The organism is Lysinibacillus sp. FSL M8-0134 (assembly GCF_038069745.1).
GTDB lineage: Bacteria > Bacillota > Bacilli > Bacillales_A > Planococcaceae > Lysinibacillus > Lysinibacillus irui.
Genome location: NZ_JBBPAJ010000001.1, coordinates 485616 through 504715, shown reverse-complemented (window position 1 = coordinate 504715; position 19100 = coordinate 485616). Strand labels below are relative to the sequence as shown.

Annotated in this window: 16 protein-coding genes; 1 reads left to right on the top strand and 15 read right to left on the bottom strand. The window is 39.5% G+C overall.

Going from position 1 to position 19100, the window contains the following annotated elements; translation table 11 throughout:
• Positions 1 to 40: 40 nt before the first annotated feature.
• The 4 genes from MKY49_RS02585 to MKY49_RS02570 form a co-directional block, all read right to left on the bottom strand.
• Positions 41 to 1327 (bottom strand): UDP-N-acetylglucosamine 1-carboxyvinyltransferase, encoded by a 1287-nt coding sequence (locus MKY49_RS02585; protein ID WP_341385548.1) that lies wholly within the window; start codon positions 1325 to 1327, stop codon positions 41 to 43.
• A 65-nt stretch (positions 1328 to 1392) separates the two neighbouring features.
• The gene (gene fsa / locus MKY49_RS02580; protein ID WP_274795534.1) at positions 1393 to 2043 is read right to left on the bottom strand and encodes a fructose-6-phosphate aldolase; all 651 of its coding nucleotides are present in this window, start codon (positions 2041 to 2043) and stop codon (positions 1393 to 1395) included.
• Between the two features lie 149 nt (positions 2044 to 2192).
• On the bottom strand, positions 2193 to 3047 hold the full coding sequence (locus MKY49_RS02575) for a class II fructose-bisphosphate aldolase (RefSeq protein ID WP_274795533.1): 855 nt from the start codon (positions 3045 to 3047) through the stop codon (positions 2193 to 2195).
• 297 nt (positions 3048 to 3344) lie between these two features.
• Complete coding sequence (locus tag MKY49_RS02570) at positions 3345 to 3704, bottom strand: response regulator (protein ID WP_274795532.1); 360 nt, start codon at positions 3702 to 3704, stop codon at positions 3345 to 3347.
• Positions 3705 to 3859: 155 nt separating this feature from the next.
• Here MKY49_RS02570 and MKY49_RS02565 point away from each other — a divergent pair, with 155 nt between their 5' ends.
• A complete protein-coding gene (locus tag MKY49_RS02565; RefSeq protein WP_274795531.1) occupies positions 3860 to 4390 on the top strand; it encodes a DUF2529 family protein in 531 nt (176 codons plus the stop codon).
• A 51-nt stretch (positions 4391 to 4441) separates the two neighbouring features.
• Here MKY49_RS02565 and MKY49_RS02560 read toward each other — a convergent pair whose 3' ends face one another.
• The 11 genes from MKY49_RS02560 to MKY49_RS02510 all read right to left on the bottom strand — a co-directional run bounded on the left by MKY49_RS02560 (position 4442) and on the right by MKY49_RS02510 (position 19023).
• Positions 4442 to 6034, bottom strand: coding sequence for a CTP synthase (locus MKY49_RS02560; protein WP_274795530.1), 1593 nt, complete (start codon positions 6032 to 6034; stop codon positions 4442 to 4444).
• Positions 6035 to 6476: 442 nt separating this feature from the next.
• Positions 6477 to 7016, bottom strand: a complete 540-nt coding sequence (gene rpoE / locus MKY49_RS02555; RefSeq protein ID WP_274795529.1) for a DNA-directed RNA polymerase subunit delta — start codon at positions 7014 to 7016, stop codon at positions 6477 to 6479.
• Between the two features lie 153 nt (positions 7017 to 7169).
• The gene (locus tag MKY49_RS02550) at positions 7170 to 7328 is read right to left on the bottom strand and encodes a hypothetical protein (RefSeq protein WP_274795528.1); all 159 of its coding nucleotides are present in this window, start codon (positions 7326 to 7328) and stop codon (positions 7170 to 7172) included.
• A 142-nt stretch (positions 7329 to 7470) separates the two neighbouring features.
• On the bottom strand, positions 7471 to 10719 hold the full coding sequence (icmF, locus tag MKY49_RS02545; RefSeq protein ID WP_274795527.1) for a fused isobutyryl-CoA mutase/GTPase IcmF: 3249 nt from the start codon (positions 10717 to 10719) through the stop codon (positions 7471 to 7473).
• Positions 10720 to 10812: 93 nt separating this feature from the next.
• Complete coding sequence (locus MKY49_RS02540) at positions 10813 to 11445, bottom strand: TetR/AcrR family transcriptional regulator (protein WP_274795526.1); 633 nt, start codon at positions 11443 to 11445, stop codon at positions 10813 to 10815.
• Positions 11446 to 11448: 3 nt separating this feature from the next.
• Positions 11449 to 12585 carry an acyl-CoA dehydrogenase gene (locus tag MKY49_RS02535; protein WP_274795525.1) on the bottom strand — a complete coding sequence of 379 codons (1137 nt, stop codon included), beginning with the start codon at positions 12583 to 12585 and terminating at the stop codon, positions 11449 to 11451.
• Between the two features lie 52 nt (positions 12586 to 12637).
• Complete coding sequence (locus MKY49_RS02530; protein WP_341385546.1) at positions 12638 to 13123, bottom strand: hypothetical protein; 486 nt, start codon at positions 13121 to 13123, stop codon at positions 12638 to 12640.
• 217 nt (positions 13124 to 13340) lie between these two features.
• A complete protein-coding gene (locus MKY49_RS02525; RefSeq protein WP_274795523.1) occupies positions 13341 to 14477 on the bottom strand; it encodes an acyl-CoA dehydrogenase in 1137 nt (378 codons plus the stop codon).
• A 56-nt stretch (positions 14478 to 14533) separates the two neighbouring features.
• Positions 14534 to 15385, bottom strand: a complete 852-nt coding sequence (locus MKY49_RS02520; RefSeq protein WP_341385545.1) for a 3-hydroxybutyryl-CoA dehydrogenase — start codon at positions 15383 to 15385, stop codon at positions 14534 to 14536.
• Positions 15385 to 16590 (bottom strand): acetyl-CoA C-acetyltransferase, encoded by a 1206-nt coding sequence (locus tag MKY49_RS02515; protein WP_341385544.1) that lies wholly within the window; start codon positions 16588 to 16590, stop codon positions 15385 to 15387. The genes MKY49_RS02520 and MKY49_RS02515 overlap by 1 nt, the downstream gene beginning before the upstream one ends.
• 198 nt (positions 16591 to 16788) lie before the next feature.
• The gene (locus tag MKY49_RS02510) at positions 16789 to 19023 is read right to left on the bottom strand and encodes a heterodisulfide reductase-related iron-sulfur binding cluster (protein ID WP_313471553.1); all 2235 of its coding nucleotides are present in this window, start codon (positions 19021 to 19023) and stop codon (positions 16789 to 16791) included.
• Positions 19024 to 19100: the final 77 nt, after the last annotated feature.

Here is a 19100-nt window from a genome sequence, read left to right as displayed (position 1 = left end):
CTCTATTGTAACATAATTGGATGAAAACTTTTAGCTCTCATTATTCCTTTGTCTCAGCTACGCGTACCATGATGGTTTCACGTCGAATATCAGCGCCTAAATCACGTAATTTCTCAATAAGTGAGCTATAGCCACGTTCAATATGATAGATATCATGAATTTCTGTTTCACCTTCTGCTAGGAGACCAGCTAATACTAAAGCTGCACCAGCGCGAAGATCTGTAGCTGTTACGGTTGAGCCATGCAATTTACTTGGCCCTTTAATAATAGCCGTGTTTCCTTCTACTCGAGCATCTGCATTCATACGTCGAAGTTCATCAATATGCTTAAATCGAGCTGTATAAATAGTATCTGTTACTTTTGAGGAACCGAATGCTTGTGACATTAACACAGCAAGTGGTTGCTGAATATCCGTCGGGAATCCTGGATATACCAAGGTTTTGACATCCACCGCTTGTAATGTTGAGAGGTCTGTTTTAGGCACATAAATGCTTTCTTCTCCGATTTCAATTTTCACACCCATTTCACGAAGCTTGGCAATAATAGCTTCTAAATGCAGTGGAATAACATTATCAATAGTAATACCGTCACCAACTGCTGCAGCCATAATTAAAAATGTAGAAGCTTCAATACGATCTGGAATAATCGTATGCTCGGTACCGTGTAATTCTTCCACACCTTCAATACGGATGACACTTGTACCTGCACCTTTAATATTAGCTCCCATATTCGTTAGAAGTGTCGCTACATCGATAATTTCAGGTTCCTTTGCAGCATTTTCAATGACAGTACGTCCCTTTGCAAGGACTGCGGCTAACATGATATTAATTGTAGCTCCAACACTGGCCACATCTAAATAAATTTTTGCCCCTATCAATTCATCTGCGCGTAAATATATCGCCCCATGTTCATTGGTAATTTTAGCTCCCAATGCCTCAAAGCCTTTTATATGTTGATCAATTGGACGTGGTCCTAAAAAGCAGCCTCCAGGTAATCCAATAACTGCTTTCTTAAAACGACCAAGCATAGCACCCATTAAATAATAGGAAGCGCGTAGCTTTTTAACGTTACCATTTGGTAACGGCAATGCAATCATATCGGTTGGATCGATCGTCATTTTACCATTCTCAAACGAAACTTCCCCGCCAATTTCCTCTAACAAAGCCTTTAATGTCCATGCATCTGAAATTTCGGGTATCCCTCCAATAGTCACTGGAGAGTTCGCCAAAATTGATGCAGGAATTAAGGCGACTGCACTATTTTTTGCACCACTAACTTTAATTGTACCTTGAAGACGATTTTCGCCAGTAATTTTATAAACATCCATTTTGCGTTCTCCCTCATGATTGGAAAGTAGTATTTTTTGCAATTCGCTCACACTGTATATTCTTATTATTCGCCTTTTCTCTTATTCCAATCCGCTAAAAATCCTTCAATTCCTTTTTCCGTTAATGGATGGTGGAAAAGTTGTTTTAATACTTTAAACGGAGTAGTTGAAATATGTGCGCCCGCTAATGCTGCAGCCGTAACGTGCTGTGGATGACGAACAGAGGCAGCAATAATTTGCGTATCGATATTATGAATTGTAAAAATATCAGCAATTGTTTCAATTAGTTCTACACCATTTTGACCAATGTCATCTAAACGGCCGATAAATGGTGATACGTATGTAGCACCTGCACGCGCAGCCATTAATGCTTGGTTTGCACTAAAGATTAATGTCACATTTGTTTTAATACCTTTGTTTGCAAAGTAACGACATGCCTCTAATCCTGCTGGTGTCATTGGTAGTTTCACTGTAATGTTTGGAGCAATCGCAGCTAATTCTAAACCTTCTTTAATCATTCCTTCTGCATCAAGCGCAATAACTTCCCCGCTCACAGAGCCATCAACTAGCTCAGCGATTTCACGTAGACGATCATGGAAAGAAACATTTTCTTCTTTAGCAACTAACGATGGGTTTGTTGTAACTCCTGATAAGATACCCCATGCATGTGCCTCTTTAATCTCTTCAAAATTTGCTGTATCAATGAAAAATTTCATTATATTTCCTCCTGATCATTTTTCTTATATTATTAGTTATTTTCCAAATTTTCATTATTTCAAAAACAAGAGAAGGTCGATTGAAAGCATCAACACTTCTCTTATTATGTGTATTTATCTATGCTTTTGTAACATATTAAATGCAAAAATTATGCTTTTTGTGCACTTCCAAATTCACGAATTTTACCAATAACCGTAGCTTTGATGGCTTCACGTGCTGGACCAAGGAATTTACGAGGATCGTAAACCACTTTGTCATTGTCAAGAATTTCACGGATTACTTTTGTTGCTTCAATTTGATTTTCAGTATTGACGTTGATTTTAGCTGTACCTAATGAAATGGAGCGTTGGATATCTTTTGTTGGGATACCTGTACCACCGTGTAATACAAGTGGTAGATCTGCCAGCTTAGAGATTTCTTCCATTTCTTTAAAGCCTAGGTTCGGCTCTCCTTTGTAAGGACCATGTACAGAGCCAAGTGCTGGTGCTAAGCAGTCGATATCAGTTAGCTCAACCATTTTGCGGCATTCTTCTGGATTAGCGTAAATAATACCACCGATTACGCCATCTTCATCCCCACCAACTGTTCCTAATTCTGCTTCAACAGAAACGCCTTTAGCATGTGCGTATTCTACTACTTCTGAAGTAATTTTAACATTTTCCTCAAATGGGTGATGTGATGCATCAATCATCACGGAAGTAAAGCCTGCATCAATTGCTTCTTTACATTTTGCAAAGCTAGAACCATGGTCAAGATGAATCGCTACAGGAACTGTCGTACCGTAAGATTCCATTAAACCTTTTACCATGTGAACAACAGCGACAAATCCGCCCATGTATTTACCTGCGCCTTCAGAAACACCAAGAATCACTGGAGATTTTTCTTCTTCTGCTGCTTGTAAAATTGCTTGTGTCCATTCAAGGTTGTTAATGTTGAATTGACCAACAGCATAACCCTCTGCTTTTGCTTTAATTAACATCTCTTTCATAGATACTAATGCCATACTAAAAATCCTCCTCATAGGACTATTCTTTCTACATAAATATGCTCCTCAATCATAGCAAAAATAATAGCCCCTGAAAAGCAGGGGCTATTATTTTCTACACGAAAGCGGAGTGCAACGTAGCGTCAGTGTCAGCCGCAGTGCAGTGAAACGAAACGAAGGCCAAGCCCCTGAAAAGCAGGGCTATTATTTTCTACACGAAAGCGGAGTGCAATGCAATGAAGCGGCAGTGTCAGCCGGAGTGCAGTGCAACGCAACTGACAGAAAAAAACAGGCCGTGTGTCCACTGCCTGCTTTTTACACCTGTAAAGCTTTATTTACCTCATCACGTACTTCAAAAATATCAAATGGTTTTGTAAAGTAACGAATAGCTCCTAATTCTAAAGCTTCTTTTACCACATCTAACTCGCCATAGGCTGTCATCATAAAGACAGGGAGCTTTGGAAACTTTTCTTTTAAACGCTTCAAAATTTCAATACCGTCCATACCAGGGATTTTCATATCCAATAAAACACAATCCATTTTTTGCTCATCTGCATACTTTAATGCCTCTGAACCATTAGCCGCTAAATATGTAATATAACCTTCCTTTTTCAGCACTTCATTTAAAAGTAAACGAATCCCCTGCTGATCATCGACAATAAGTAATCGTTTCACATCGCATTCCGCCCTTTTTTATTTTTAGTCTTACACAAATACTTTCGTTATTATGTATAATTCTCCTTTTTCAGCTTAATACCTTCTAGTATTATAAATTATCTGCTTTTGCTTTCTATCTTTTCCACCTCTATAATATTGATAGAGGTGGAAACATGTCAAAAATACTAACAACACAATTAAGTGGATTATTACAAAGAATAACCCAAAATGAAGAGGATGCCATCGAGGAGACAGCAAGGCTACTTGCACAAGCAGCCATTGGTGAGGGTCACGTATATTTCATCTGCTTTGGTGAAATGCAAGTTGTAGAGTTCAATGCACTCCAAGCAGTCGAACCATTTAACAAGCTAGCTCCATGGACTTCGGATACAAGCTTAACAGAAGCCGACCGCGTTTGTATTTTTACACGTAGTGCACAAGACCCGGAGGCACTCGCTTTAGCCCAAGAATTAAATAAACGTTTTATTCCTTTTGCTGCTGTAGCTAGTGAACTAGCCGATGCAGAAAATCCTCTTGCAGATTTGGCCTATACGTATATCTCTACACGTGTCAAAGGCGGGTTGTTACCAAATGATTTAGGACAACGAATTGTTGTTCCTCATGCAATGGCTGGCCTTTTTGTATACGAGGCAGTAAAAATTGCTTATGACGAAATGCTCGGCTTTGACGAGGAAGAACTGTAAGCTATTCAAAATAAAAGAGTTGTCTCAATAAACGAGACAACTCTTTTTAATTTATTTAAATGTTGCACCGATAAAATCACGGAACAATGGTTGTGGACGATTTGGACGTGAAACTAGCTCTGGGTGGAATTGACATGCTACAAAGAAATTGTTTTCTGGTAGCTCAATAATTTCAACCAATTTGCCATCAGGGCTTGTACCTGAGAAGACAAGACCTGCTGCTTCCATTGCTTCACGGTATTCATTATTAAATTCATAGCGATGACGGTGACGCTCATAAACAAGCTCTTTGCCGTAAGCTGTGCTTGCTTTAGAGCCATCTTTTAATTTACATGGATATAATCCTAAACGTAATGTACCACCGATATCAACACTATCGTTTTGATCAGGTAAGAAATCGATAATTGGATACTCTGTATTGGCATCAAGCTCTGTAGAATGTGCACCTTTTAGGCCAAGGACATTACGAGCAAATTCTACTGTGGCCAATTGCATACCTAAACAAATACCTAAGAAAGGTACATCATTTTCACGTGCATATTGTGTCGCTAAAATTTTGCCTTCCACACCACGATCACCGAAGCCACCTGGTACTAAAATTGCGTCTGCACCTTTTAAAAGTGAAGCAACATTATCTGCATCTACGTGTTCTGCATTAATCCAGTCAATTTCTATATCAGAATTATATACATAACCTGCATGCTTTAATGCCTCAACTACTGAAATGTAAGCATCTTGTAGTTCTACATATTTCCCTACTAATGCTACCTTTCTTTTATTTGGTAAGTTCTTCACCTTTTCTACAAGTTCGCGCCATTCTTCCATATCTGCCTCTGGAGCTTCAATACCAAAATGATCAAGAACGATATCATCTATATCTTGTGCGTGAAGGTTTAATGGTACTTCATATAAATGCTCAGCATCGCGAGATTCAATAATTTCATGTGGTTGAACATCACAGAATAATGCTAATTTCTCTTTCATATCTTGTGGTACTTCTTGTTCTGTACGTACAACAATAATGTTTGGCTGGATTCCTAAAGAGCGCAATTCTTTTACAGAATGTTGTGTAGGTTTTGTTTTAAGCTCACCAGCTGCTTTAATATAAGGAATAAGTGTACAGTGAATATACATTACATTGTTATGCCCTAAATTTGTTTTCATTTGGCGGATTGCTTCAAGGAATGGTAATGATTCAATATCACCTACTGTTCCTCCAACCTCTGTAATAACAACGTCTGCATTTGTTTCACGACCAGCGCGTTGGATACGGTCTTTGATTTCGTTTGTAATATGAGGAATTACTTGAACTGTTCCACCGTTATAATCTCCACGACGTTCTTTCTGTAAAACAGATTGATAAACGCGGCCTGAAGTTACTGTAGAATGTTTTCCTAGGTTAATATCAATGAAACGTTCATAGTGTCCTAAGTCTAAGTCAGCCTCAGCACCATCATCCGTTACAAATACTTCACCATGTTGATAAGGGCTCATTGTACCTGGGTCTATATTGATATATGGGTCAAATTTTTGAATCGTAACTTCTAAACCGCGGTTTTTTAATAAACGACCTAGAGATGCTGCAACAATCCCTTTTCCAAGAGATGATACAACCCCACCTGTTACAAAAATATACTTCGTCATGAATAAATTCCTCCTTATGATGTACTTAAAAATCACTAAATCATTTAGGGTTCAAAACAACTTACATTCTAATACCCTAAAAAAAGAAAAGCCGAGAATGTCTACAAAACGTAGTCGATTCGAAGCTGTAATCGGTTCTATCTCTTTTCACTTTCCTTTAAACCTTAAAACTCTAACAACTATTCAGTACCGTTTACTTACATCATGAATAAATAAAAACATTTATATTCATAGCTGTATTAAAAGCATGGGAGAACTAAACTGAATAAAAGTTAAAAACAAAAAAACGCTCCTCCTGCATAGGTTTGCAGGGGGAGCGTATTATATACACGGTCTTTCTCCTTCTTTTAAGGAGCCCAAGTAAAAGATTAAACGGAACCGTGGTAGAAGTCAAGATTTTTTACATTGAGCTTAAAAGAAAGAAAATTCTAAGAGTACTGTATTAGATCTCTTCCTCTTCTTCCTCAAACTCTTCTTCTTCATCAATAAAGTCTTCATCGATCTCTTCATCAATGTCTTCTAATTCATCATCATCAAAATCGATATCTTCTTTATCCTCTTCTTCTTCATCAAGTTCTTCTTCATCAACGAACTCTTCGAAGTCTTCGTCAAAATCAATATCCTCTTCATCTAGATCTACATCATCAAGGTCCTCATCCTCATCAAACGCAGCTTTAGATTTTTTCTTTTGAGTCTTAACTGAAGGTGCTGTTTCTTCTTCAATTTGCTCTACTTTAAACCATTCACGTAAGCCCCAACCTGTTTCTTGATTATATAAGAAACGGCCATCTATATTGATATCTGTGTAAAATTGTAGTAGACGGGATTTCATTTCTTCATCACTATAGCCTACAAGTTCTTGAATTATTTTTAGCAAATCATTAAAAGACACTGAGGCACGTTTTTCATTTAAAACTGCATACGCTAAGTTAATTAACGATTCTTCTGTTAATTGTTCCTTTGTCATTTCACGAAAATTCAATTCGTGCACTTCCTTTCCCTCATCACAATGGACGTATTAAAATTACATGGTGCTTTATTTTCCAAGCGCAGCAAAAAAGGCCACGCAAAAGGTACTTTCCATACAATAAGCATAATACCCATTATATACAAAGTTTTAGCCCCTTTGCTAGCTTCAATTACTGTTTTTTATATTACGCATTTTTTTTATTCCAAGATAAAACAAATAGACAGATAATAGTAGTAAAGGAATAGCGCCAATTTGCTTATTATACAGGAAAAAGGCTCCCAATACTAAAGCTAATATAATTATGTAGTGAATTACTGCTTTCATCCTCTACCGCGCCTCCCCTTTTTTTTACATTTCTATTATAACGAAAATAAAAAGAAGTGCCTAATCTAAAGACTAGACACTAAATGCTTGAGTTACAAAAATTAAATAAGATTATTAGAAATGATGAAGTTTTGAACTACCATTACATGTTACGACGATATTGTCCACCTACTTCATATAAGGCTTTCGTAATTTGTCCTAAACTAGCTACTTTTACTGTTTCCATCAGCTCAGCAAAAATATTGCCGTTATTGACAGCAACTTCTTGTAAACGTGCAATAGCTGCTTCACTTTCCCCTTCATGCGCCTTCCAGAATGCTTGTAAATTGTGAATTTGTGTTTCCTTTTCTTCAGTTGAGGCACGGGCAATTTCCATATTATCTATATCTGCATCTGAAGGTGGATTTGGATTTAAGTAAGTATTGACACCTATAATCGGTAACTCACCAGAGTGCTTTAGCATTTCGTAGTACATGGACTCCTCTTGAATTTTACCTCGTTGGTACTGCGTCTCCATCGCACCTAGCACCCCACCACGATCATTGATACGATCAAATTCTTCAAGGACCGCTTCTTCTACAAGATCTGTCAATTCTTCTACAATAAACGCACCTTGTAGCGGATTTTCATTTTTCGCTAAACCATGTTCCTTCGTAATAATCATTTGTATAGCCATCGCACGGCGCACTGATTCCTCAGTAGGCGTAGTAATAGCCTCATCATAGGCGTTAGTATGCAATGAGTTACAATTATCTTGTAAAGCCATTAATGCCTGTAGTGTTGTACGAATATCATTAAAATCAATCTCCTGTGCGTGTAGACTACGACCAGATGTTTGAATATGATATTTCAGCTTTTGAGCACGCTCATTCGCACTATATTTATCACGCATAACAATTGCCCAAATACGGCGAGCAACACGTCCAATAACTGTATACTCAGGATCTAATCCATTAGAGAAGAAGAACGATAGGTTTGGTGCAAAGTCATTAATATTCATGCCTCGACTTAAATAATACTCTACATACGTAAAGCCATTTGCTAAGGTAAAGGCTAATTGAGAAATAGGATTTGCTCCAGCCTCTGCAATATGGTAGCCGGAAATAGAAACTGAATAGTAGTTACGCACTTTATGATCAATGAAGTACTGCTGAATATCACCCATCATACGTAAAGCAAATTCAGTTGAGAAAATACATGTATTTTGCCCTTGATCTTCTTTTAAAATATCAGCCTGCACTGTTCCACGCACAACCTGCAATGTTTTCTCACGTGTCTCCGTAAACTCTTCAACTGTCAAAGTACGTCCTAACTCTTTCTCACGCAATTGTACTTGTTGATCAATTGCTGTATTCATGAACATGGCTAAAATAATAGGTGCTGGACCATTAATTGTCATGGAAACAGATGTAGAAGGAGCACATAAATCAAAGCCTGCATAAAGCTTTTTCATATCTTCTAGTGTACAGATTGATACACCTGATTCGCCGACCTTACCATAAATATCTGGTCGGTAATCTGGGTCCTCCCCATACAATGTAACAGAATCAAATGCTGTAGATAAACGCTTTGCATCATCATCCTTCGATAAATAGTGGAAGCGTTTATTTGTTCGCTCTGGCGTGCCTTCACCAGCAAATTGACGCTTTGGATCTTCACCTTCACGTTTGAATTGGAAAACTCCTGCTGTATATGGGAATTCTCCAGGCACATTTTCTTTATAAACCCAACGCAATATTTCACCGTAGTCCTCAAACTTTGGCAATACTACTTTTGGAATTTTCGTACCAGAAAGACTGGTTGTTTTTAAGATTGTGCGAATTTCTTTATCACGAACTTTTGTCACAAACTCATCGCCAGCATAGGCTTCTTTTAAAGCTTGCCAATTATCCAATATACGCTTGGATTCTGCTGTTAATTCGTCCCTAACACCTTCTGCTAAAGAAGCAAGCGATGCGACAAGAGCATCATCTGGCGCCTTTTCCTTAACTGCTGCCATGGCCCCTTCTAATTGGAACAGACGTCGGGCAAATGCCACCTGCTGTTCTGATTTTTTATGATAGCCACGAACTGTATCCGTAATTTCCCGTAAATAATAACGACGGTCATTTGGAATGATAACATCTTGCTTTTGTGTCTTAGCAAATTGCTCATAGCTCGTTTCCCAATTGTAGCCTGTTTTCTCATTAATAATATTTACTAAGGCTGCGAATAATGCATTGGTCCCTTTATCATTAAATTGACTAGCAATCGTACCGTATACTGGCATAGCATCAAGTGATTCTTCCCAAAGCTCTCTTGAACGTTGATATTGTTTTTGAACTTGGCGTAATGCATCCTCTGAGCCTTTTCGCTCAAATTTATTAATAGCAATAACATCTGCAAAATCAATCATATCGATTTTCTCAAGCTGTGTTGGTGCACCAAATTCACTTGTCATCACATACATAGATAGATCCGTGTATTTTGTAATTTCAGCATCACCTTGACCAATACCACTTGTTTCTACGATGATTAAATCATAGCCTGCTACGCGTACAACATCTAGAACATCACCAATCGATGCTGATAATTCCGTACGTGAGCCACGAGTTGCTAAACTACGCATGTAAACACGGTTATTGAAGATAGCATTCATACGAATTCGATCCCCAAGTAATGCCCCACCCGTTTTTTGCTTTGTTGGATCAACGGACAGAATGGCTACACGTTTATCTGGGAATTCCTTTAAGAATCGGCGAATTAGTTCATCTGTTAAAGAAGATTTCCCTGCTCCACCTGTTCCTGTAATCCCCATTACAGGTGTACCTTTAGAACGCTTTCGTGCCTCATCCAACATTTCTTTCGTAGCTTCATCATCATTTGACTCAGCTGCTGTTATTAAATTTGCTAAAATTTCTGGCGTATCTGTTGTTAATGCCTCTAATTTCTCTAAATAGTTACCTGTTGCAGTAGGAAAGTCTGTTCCTTTAATTTGCTCATTGATCATTCCTTGTAGCCCTAATACACGGCCATCCTCTGGTGAGAAAATTCCTGCAATGCCATATGCATGAAGCTCTTTTATTTCCCGAGGTAAAATTACCCCTCCACCACCGCCATAAATTTTAATATGAGGTGCTCCTTTTTCACGCAGTAAATCATACATATATTTAAAGTATTCCATATGTCCGCCTTGATAAGAAGAAACAGCAATACCTTGTGCATCTTCTTGTATCGCAGCATTCACGACTTCTTCAACCGAGCGGTTATGACCTAAATGGATTACTTCCACACCGCTCGATTGTAAAATGCGTCGCATAATATTGACTGAAGCATCATGTCCATCAAAAAGACTCGATGCTGTCACAAAACGTACATGATTTTTTGGACGATATACTTCTACCTTTGTCATATGAAATCCTCACTCTCTCCCCTTAATGAATTGAAAAAAGCCGGCAATTGCAATGTCGCTGTATGCAATTACCGACAAACCCCTTACGAAATATTAGAACCCCTTTATGCCTGAAATAAACAATGTAATTTGCATATCAATAAACTCTTCAATTGAATGCTGACGATGTAATGCCCATTTGCGGAACGCCCAACTTTGTCCTGATACAACTAAGTTATTGGCTGCTAAATGGATTTGCTTGTCTGTCATTGTTAATTCTCCAGACTGTACACAACGCTGTAGCAATCGCTCAAATGTAGCAACCATTTCAAATTCTTTACTAAATACATAGCGTTGTGCTTCTTTTGATAATGATTTGGTTTCTTGATACATGATTGTTAGCTCATCAACCATGCTATCAATTTGCAGGAAATATTCTCGAATCATTTCTTTTAACTCATCGATTGTTCCCGCTTTAATCTCGTAACTCGAAAGTCGCTCCATCGCATGGTGATAAATACTATCACATACAAGATAAAGAACGTCTTCTTTAGTTCGAATGTACTCATACAACGTACCGATACTAAAGCCAGCAGCTTTTGCAATTTCTCTCGTCGTAGCACGGTGAAAGCCTTTTTCTTTAAATAACTTAATAGCTCCCTGAATCATTTGTTCACGACGAATGGCGATTAAATTTTCATCTTTTACGGTTGACTGTACTTGGGGCCTTTTATCTTTTTCAGTCATCGATTATTTCGTTAACATACGCGAGATTACTAGACGTTGAATCTCCTGCGTACCCTCGTAAATTTGTGTAATTTTGGCATCACGCATAAAGCGCTCTACCGGATAATCTTTTGTATAACCATAGCCACCAAATACTTGAACCGCCTCTGTCGTTACACTCATTGCTGTATCACCAGCCATCAATTTCGCCATTGCAGATGCCTTCCCATACGGTAGGTTATTAGACTCTAACCAAGCCGCTTGGTATGTAAGAAGTCGAGAAGCCTCAATTTGAGTAGCCATATCTGCTAATTTAAAGGATACACCTTGATTGGCAGTGATTGGTTTACCAAATTGTACACGTTCTTTTGCGTAGTCAACTGCTGCATCAAGTGCTCCTTGCGCAATTCCTACAGCTTGAGCCGCAATACCATTACGTCCACCGTCTAGTGTCGTCATAGCAATTTTAAAGCCTTCCCCTTCAGCACCTAGTAGATTTTCTTTTGGCACACGACAGTTTTCAAAAATAATTTCTGTTGTTGGAGATGAACGAATCCCTAATTTCTTCTCTTTCTTACCTACAGAAAAACCTTCGAATCCAGCTTCTACGATAAATGCTGATGTACCATGTTTTGCCTCTGGATCAGTAACAGCAAATACAATATATGTATCCGCCACTCCACCGTTTGTAATAAAGATTTTTGAGCCATTTAAAATATAATCATCGCCATCACGTTTTGCATATGTTTTCATGCCGCCTGCATCTGAACCTGATCCTGGTTCTGTTAAGCCGTAAGCTCCAATATGTTTTCCTTCAGCCATTGGACGAAGATATTTTTGTTTTTGTTCTTCTGTACCGAACTTGTAAAGTGGCCAGCCTGCCAATGACGTATGTGCCGATAACGTTACCCCTGTTGAAGCACAAACACGTGATAATTCCTCGACAGCAATGACATACGCAAGGTAATCAAATCCTGCGCCACCATATTCCTCAGGCCACGGAATACCCGTTAACCCAAGCTCTGCCATCTTATCGAAAATAGCACGGTCGAATTCTTCATTCTCATCACGTTCTGCCGCTGTTGGCGCCACTTCATTTATCGCAAAATCACGAATCATTTCACGTAATTGTTCATGCTCTTCTGTTAACTGAAAGTTCATTGTCCATTTCCCCTTTTTAATTAGACTCTGTTCTGTAGCTACCTGTATGCTGTTATGTCGGCTGAAGGATTTCGATCGCTTTGAGCGGGTTTCTCACCTTTTGGAGCGGGTCGGTGCTTTCGTTGAGCGGATTGCCACACTCTTTGAGCGGATTCCTCACACTTTGGAGCGGGTCTCCACACTCTTTGAGCGGGTTTCTCACCTTTTGGAGCGGGTTGCCACTTCCTTTGAGCGGATTCCTCACACTTTGGAGCGGGTTGCCACTTCCTTTGAGCGGATTTCTCACACTTTGGAGCCGGTCTCCACACTCTTTGAGCGGGTTTCTCACACTTTGGAGCCGGTCGCCACTTCCTTTGAGCGGATTTCTCACCTTTTGGAGCGGGTTGCCACACTCTTTGAGCGGATTTCTCACACTTTGGAGCGGGTCTCCACTTCCTTTGAGCGGGTTTCTCACACTTTGGAGCGGGTTGCCACTTCCTTTGAGCGGATTTCTCACCTTTTGGAGCGGGTTGCCACACTCTTTGAGCGGGTTTCTCACTTAGAGCGGGTCTCCACTTCCTTTGAGCGGATTCCTCACACTTTAGAGCGGGTCTCCACTTCCTTTGAGTGCATTTCTCCCTTAAGAGGGTTCTACCCCTTCTTTAAGCGGAGTTCTCTCACTTCTGAACGGTGTCCACACTTATTTGATCGATTTCCCCATTATACAGAGCGACTTTCTCCTCCATTAATTCATCAACATAACCTAACATCAGGCTTTATTTCAGTAAATGTTTACTAATGACTAATCTTTGAATCTCACTTGTGCCTTCATAGATTTCTGTAACCTTTGCATCGCGGAAGTAGCGTTCTACTGGATAATCTTCTGTATAGCCATAGCCGCCAAATACTTGAACAGCTTCGATTGCAGTTTGTACAGCTGTTCGTGATGCAAAGAGTTTAGCCATTGAGGCTTCCGCTCCACAAGGTAAACCTTTTGCACGTAAATCTGCTGCGCGATAGACTAATAGTTTTGCTGATTCAACCGCTGTTGCCATATCAGCTAGCTTAAAGCCAACCCCTTGTTGTGTAGCAATTGGTTTGCCAAATTGTACACGTTCCTTTGCATAAGCAGTGGCCGCTTCTAGTGCTGCTTCAGCAATACCTAATGCCTGTGCTGCAATACCAATGCGTCCAACATCTAAATTGGCCATCGCAATCTTGAAGCCTTCCCCCTCTTCCCCAAGTAGGTTGTCGGCTGGAATACGACAATTATCAAATGTTAATTGAACAGTACGTGAGCCGTGTAAGCCCATTTTCTGTTCATCTTTTCCAATAATTAAGCCAGGTGTTCCTTTTTCGACAATAAAGGCCGAAATACCTCGTGTTTTATCAGTAGGGTTAGTCGATGCGAAGACAATATACACATCTGCCTCACCACCATTTGTAATAAATACTTTTGAGCCATTTATGACGTATTCATCGCCATCTTTTACTGCCTTTGATTGTAATGAACCAGCATCCGAACCTGCACTTGGCTCTGTTAAACAAAACGCCCCTAAATATTCCCCTGCTGCAAGCTTAGGTACATAACGTTTCTTTTGTTCTTCATTCCCGAAGTAAATGATAGGATTTGTACCTACCGATGTATGCACCGATAAAATAACCCCCATTACAGCGCTTACTTTCGATAGTTCATTGATCGCAATAATATACGATGTAAAATCCATACCAGATCCACCTAAGTCTTCTGGTGTTGTAATCCCCATTAATCCTAGTTCACCCATTTGTTGAAGAATCTCTCGGGGGAATTCCCCTGCCTCCATTCGCTCTACCCATGGTTGAATTTTTTCTTGAGCGAAATTACGAACCATATCGCGCATCATAATTTGCTCATCTGTAAATTGCAAATGCATCTATAATGTCACCCCTCTAAGTTGTCCGTTGCATCTATAACCCCATCCCCATAGGATTATTCATATACGTAAAAGCCTCTTCCTGATTTTTTCCCTAGCCAGCCTGCTGCTACGTATTTGCGAAGCAGTGGACAAGGGCGATATTTACTATCTCCTAGACCCTCATGTAAAATCTCCATGATGTAAAGGCAAGTATCTAAGCCAATGAAGTCTGCTAATGTTAATGGTCCCATTGGATGATTCATACCAAGCTTCATAACATCGTCAATTGCTTCCTTTGTAGCTACGCCTTCATAAAGTGCATAAATTGCTTCATTAATCATCGGAAGCAAGATTCTATTTGAAATAAAACCTGGGAAGTCATTTACTTCCACTGGTGTTTTTGATAACTTAATCGTCATCTCTTCAACAGCTTTGTACACTTCATCCGCTGTTGCTAATCCCCTAATGATTTCTACAAGCTTCATAACAGGTACCGGATTCATAAAGTGCATCCCAATTACTTGTTCCGGACGATTTGTTACCGCTGCAATCTCTGTAATTGGCAGTGAAGATGTATTCGTAGCTAAAATAGCATGTGTAGGTGCAATTTCATCAAGTTGCTTAAAAATGGATTGCTTAATGTCCATATTTTCTACAGCTGCCTCAATGATAATGTCTACATCACTAGCATCCCGTAAATCTAGTGACATAGTAATTCGACCTAGAATAGCCGCCTTCTCATCCTCCGTTTTACGACCCTTTTCTACATCACGTGAAAGATTTTTTGTAATAACCCCAATCCCACGCTCAAAGAATTCTTGTTTGATATCGTTTAATTTCACTTCATAGCCTGCTTGTGCACAAACCTGTGCAATGCCAGAGCCCATTTGCCCTGCACCAATGACCATTACCTTTTGAATTCCCATTAGTTCAGTCCCCCTGTTTTCGGTACTTCTATCATAATTGCATCTCCTTGACCACCGCCTGAACAAATTGCTGCAATGCCAATACCCCCACCACGGCGCTTTAATTCATGTGCAAGCGTTAAAATAATACGTGCTCCAGACGCCCCAATCGGATGACCTAAAGCAACTGCACCGCCATTTACATTGACCTTTTCTGCATCTAAATCAGCTAATTGCTTGCTAACTAAAGCAACTGCTGCAAAGGCTTCATTAATTTCAATCAAATCAATATCAGCTAATGATTTATTAGTCTTTTTCAGCAATTTATTAATAACAAGACCAGGAGTTTGCGGGAAATTTTCAGGCTCTATTGCTAGCTCTTCGTGCCCAATGATTACTGCCAAGGGCTCTCTGCCTTCACGTGCTGCACGTTCCTCACTCATAACAACAAGAGCACATGCACCATCATTAACGCCAGGTGCGTTACCTGCTGTAATTGTGCCATCCTTATCAAAGGCTGGTTTCAGCTTCGCTAGCGCCTCCAAGGATGTACCTGCTCTTGGTGCTTCGTCTGTATCGACAATAAGCGGCTCGCCTTTGCGTTGAGGAATCTCTACCGGTACGATTTCTTCAGCAAAATATCCTTTGTCAATTGCTGCAAGAGCACGTTCATGACTGCGTACTGACCAAGCATCCTGCTCCTCACGGCTTAGTGAAAACTCTTGAGCCGTCGCATTGCCATAGCTCCCCATATGTGGTCTTGCTTTATCGAAAGCACAAGTTAGACCATCATATAGCATGCCATCCACCATTGTGGAATCTCCCATTCTTAAACCATTTCGACCATTTAATAGATAGTACGGAGCATTGGACATAGACTCCATTCCACCAGCAACAATCACTTCTTCGTCCCCTAATCGAATCAATTGATCGGCGAATGTTACAGCCCGCATCCCCGACGCACAAACTTTATTAATTGTTTCTGTTTTTACCTCTATTGGTAAATTGGCTTTTATTGCTGCCTGTCGAGAAGGAATTTGCCCCTGTCCCCCTTGTAATACAGAGCCTAAAATCACTTCATTGACTTCTTCTGATGCAATATTTGCTTTCTCTAATGCACCTTTTATTGCAATTGCCCCTAAATCACTTGCATGTAATGGCGATAATGAACCACCAAATTTACCAAATGCTGTTCTTGCTCCTGCTAAAATTACAGCTCTATTCAAGTAAAACACCCCTTTTGTTTTACGTACTCGATGAAGTAGTGAAGCATTTTATTGACTGAACGCTCGCTCGACTCCTATCGATAAAAAATGGGAGTTTGTTATTTCAACTCCCATTTCTATTTAATCTTATTCTACAAAACAATTTTTTATTGTGCAATTTATATTTTTCAGATAACTAAAATATTTCTGCAATAGTGATCATTTTTCTGCGTTTGCTTCAACATTCTCGTCTTGTTGAATGTTTTCTACTGACGCTACGACTTCTTCAAGTGTATCTTCTTTTGCTTCTTCAGAAGATTGTTCTGTAGCCTTCACTTTTTCACCAAACACTGATCGCTCTAGTAATTCTGCAACATCAAATGTTCCAATTGAATCTTCCACTTCTTTTGCCTTTGTGCCATCCTCTAGCATTGTTAAGCAGTAAGGACATCCAGAGGAAATAACAGATGCATTTGTTGCAAGAGCCTGCTCTGTACGCGCCACGTTAATGCGGTTACCGACATGCTCTTCCATCCACATTAAGCCTCCACCAGCACCACAGCACATAGCTGATTCGCGGTTTCGTTCCATTTCTACAAGCTTCACGCCTGGAATACCTCGTAAGATTTCACGCGGAGCATCATAGACATCGTTATAACGTCCTAAGTAACAAGAATCATGGAAAACAATTGTTTCATGCACCTCATAATTTAGCGCTAGACGATTTTCTTCAATCAACTGATTTAATAATTCAGTATGGTGATAAACTTCACCTTTCCAGCCAAAATCTTGATATTCGTTTTTAAAGATGTTGTAAGCATGAGGGTCAATTGTTACGATTTTTTTCACATCGTTTTTAACAAACTCATCAATATTTGCTGTAGCTAGCTCCTGGAATAAAAATTCATTGCCTAAACGTCGAGGTGTATCCCCAGAGTTTTTCTCTTTATTACCTAAAATTGCAAACTTCACACCAGCTTCGTTTAATAAGCGGCAGAACGCCAAAGCAATTTTTTGAGAACGGTTATCGAATGCCCCCATCGAGCCAACCCAGAATAAGTACTCCATTTCCTCACCAGATTTTTTCAGCTCTTTTACTGTTGGAATATGGATTGTTGGATCAAGGTCACGCCAGTTTTCTTTCTCTTTACGGTTTAAGCCCCAAGGGTTTCCTTGTCGCTCGATATTTGTCATAGCACGTTGCGCATCTGGGTTTACTTTCCCTTCCGTCATTGTTAAATAACGACGTAGGTCAATGATTTTATCAACATGCTCATTCATTACTGGACATTGATCCTCACAGTTACGACAAGTCGTACAAGCCCAAATTTCTTCTTCCGTAATGACATCGCCAATTAAAGATGGACTGTAAATATCTTCAATCACAGCACCTTCAGCACCAGCAGCCATTGCAAGTTGATTACCCTTTGTATTGGCAAAGAATTGATATGGTACCCAAGGCTTTTGCTTCGTTACAACAGCACCAGTAAATGTTAGATGATCGCGTAGTTTTACGATTAAATCCATTGGAGATAGCATTTTTCCTGTTCCTGTTGCTGGACACATATTTGTACAGCGCCCACATTCTACACAAGAATACAAATCTAGCATTTGCTTTTGCGTGAAGTCCTGTATGCGCCCAACCCCAATTGAAGGCATATCCTCTTCACTTTCAGCGTTTTCACCAGCTTCTTCTAAAGCCTCAAAATCGATTGGTGTTAATGTACCTGTGCGATCTAAACGATTCATGTAAACGTTAAGCGGACTTACAATTAAATGGAAATGCTTAGATTGTGGAACGTATACAAGGAATGTTAGTAAAATTAAAAGGTGTGCCCACCACATGACATAAAATACTCCAGCAGCTACTGATGTAGGTAAGAAACCAAAAATAGCAGCGATGCTAGAAGCAACTGGCTCTGTATACGTTAATCCTTCACCATGCCAAATTAACCCCATACCATTGGCAAGTAATGTTGATACCATTAATCCCCCAATGAAAATTAATACAAGACCGTTTTTCCATCCTCTCTTTAGACGCACTAGCTTTTCCACATAGCGTCGGTAGAATGCCCACACTACTGCGATTAAAATCATTAAAACCACAAGCTCTTGGAAGAATGTAAAGACACCATAGAATATGCCTAATGGCAGATGTGATCCTGGTGCTAACCCCTTCCAGATTAAATCAATAGCACCTAGCTGTACCATTAAAAACCCATAGAAAAACATAACGTGAATTAATCCACTTTTTGGATCCTTTAATAGCTTATTTTGACCAAATACATTGACCATAATATAGCGAAGTCGTTCCTTAACACTTTCATCAAACTCAACCTTTTTCCCCAATTGCACATATTTATAGCGTGTTTTTAACAGATAGAAGAACAATCCTACTGCATAAAGCACAACCACGACTGTTAAGACAATGTTAGCAATTAATAATGGACTCATGGTTGGTCCCCCCTTTAGTTTGTCGTCATTTTCTCTCTTTGTGGAAAATTTGCTAGTTCATACGGAAATGTACGTCA

Bases quoted from the DNA above. Each gene is read 5' to 3' on its own strand.
- MKY49_RS02585 (WP_341385548.1), bottom strand. From the start codon at position 1,327: ATGGATGTTTATAAAATTACTGGCGAAAATCGTCTTCAAGGTACAATT.
- fsa (WP_274795534.1), bottom strand. From the start codon at position 2,043: ATGAAATTTTTCATTGATACAGCAAATTTTGAAGAGATTAAAGAGGCA.
- MKY49_RS02575 (WP_274795533.1), bottom strand. From the start codon at position 3,047: ATGGCATTAGTATCTATGAAAGAGATGTTAATTAAAGCAAAAGCAGAG.
- MKY49_RS02565 (WP_274795531.1), top strand. From the start codon at position 3,860: ATGTCAAAAATACTAACAACACAATTAAGTGGATTATTACAAAGAATA.
- MKY49_RS02560 (WP_274795530.1), bottom strand. From the start codon at position 6,034: ATGACGAAGTATATTTTTGTAACAGGTGGGGTTGTATCATCTCTTGGA.
- MKY49_RS02550 (WP_274795528.1), bottom strand. From the start codon at position 7,328: ATGAAAGCAGTAATTCACTACATAATTATATTAGCTTTAGTATTGGGA.
- icmF (WP_274795527.1), bottom strand. From the start codon at position 10,719: ATGACAAAGGTAGAAGTATATCGTCCAAAAAATCATGTACGTTTTGTG.
- MKY49_RS02540 (WP_274795526.1), bottom strand. From the start codon at position 11,445: ATGACTGAAAAAGATAAAAGGCCCCAAGTACAGTCAACCGTAAAAGAT.
- MKY49_RS02535 (WP_274795525.1), bottom strand. From the start codon at position 12,585: ATGAACTTTCAGTTAACAGAAGAGCATGAACAATTACGTGAAATGATT.
- MKY49_RS02525 (WP_274795523.1), bottom strand. From the start codon at position 14,477: ATGCATTTGCAATTTACAGATGAGCAAATTATGATGCGCGATATGGTT.
- MKY49_RS02520 (WP_341385545.1), bottom strand. From the start codon at position 15,385: ATGGGAATTCAAAAGGTAATGGTCATTGGTGCAGGGCAAATGGGCTCT.
- MKY49_RS02510 (WP_313471553.1), bottom strand. From the start codon at position 19,023: ATGAGTCCATTATTAATTGCTAACATTGTCTTAACAGTCGTGGTTGTG.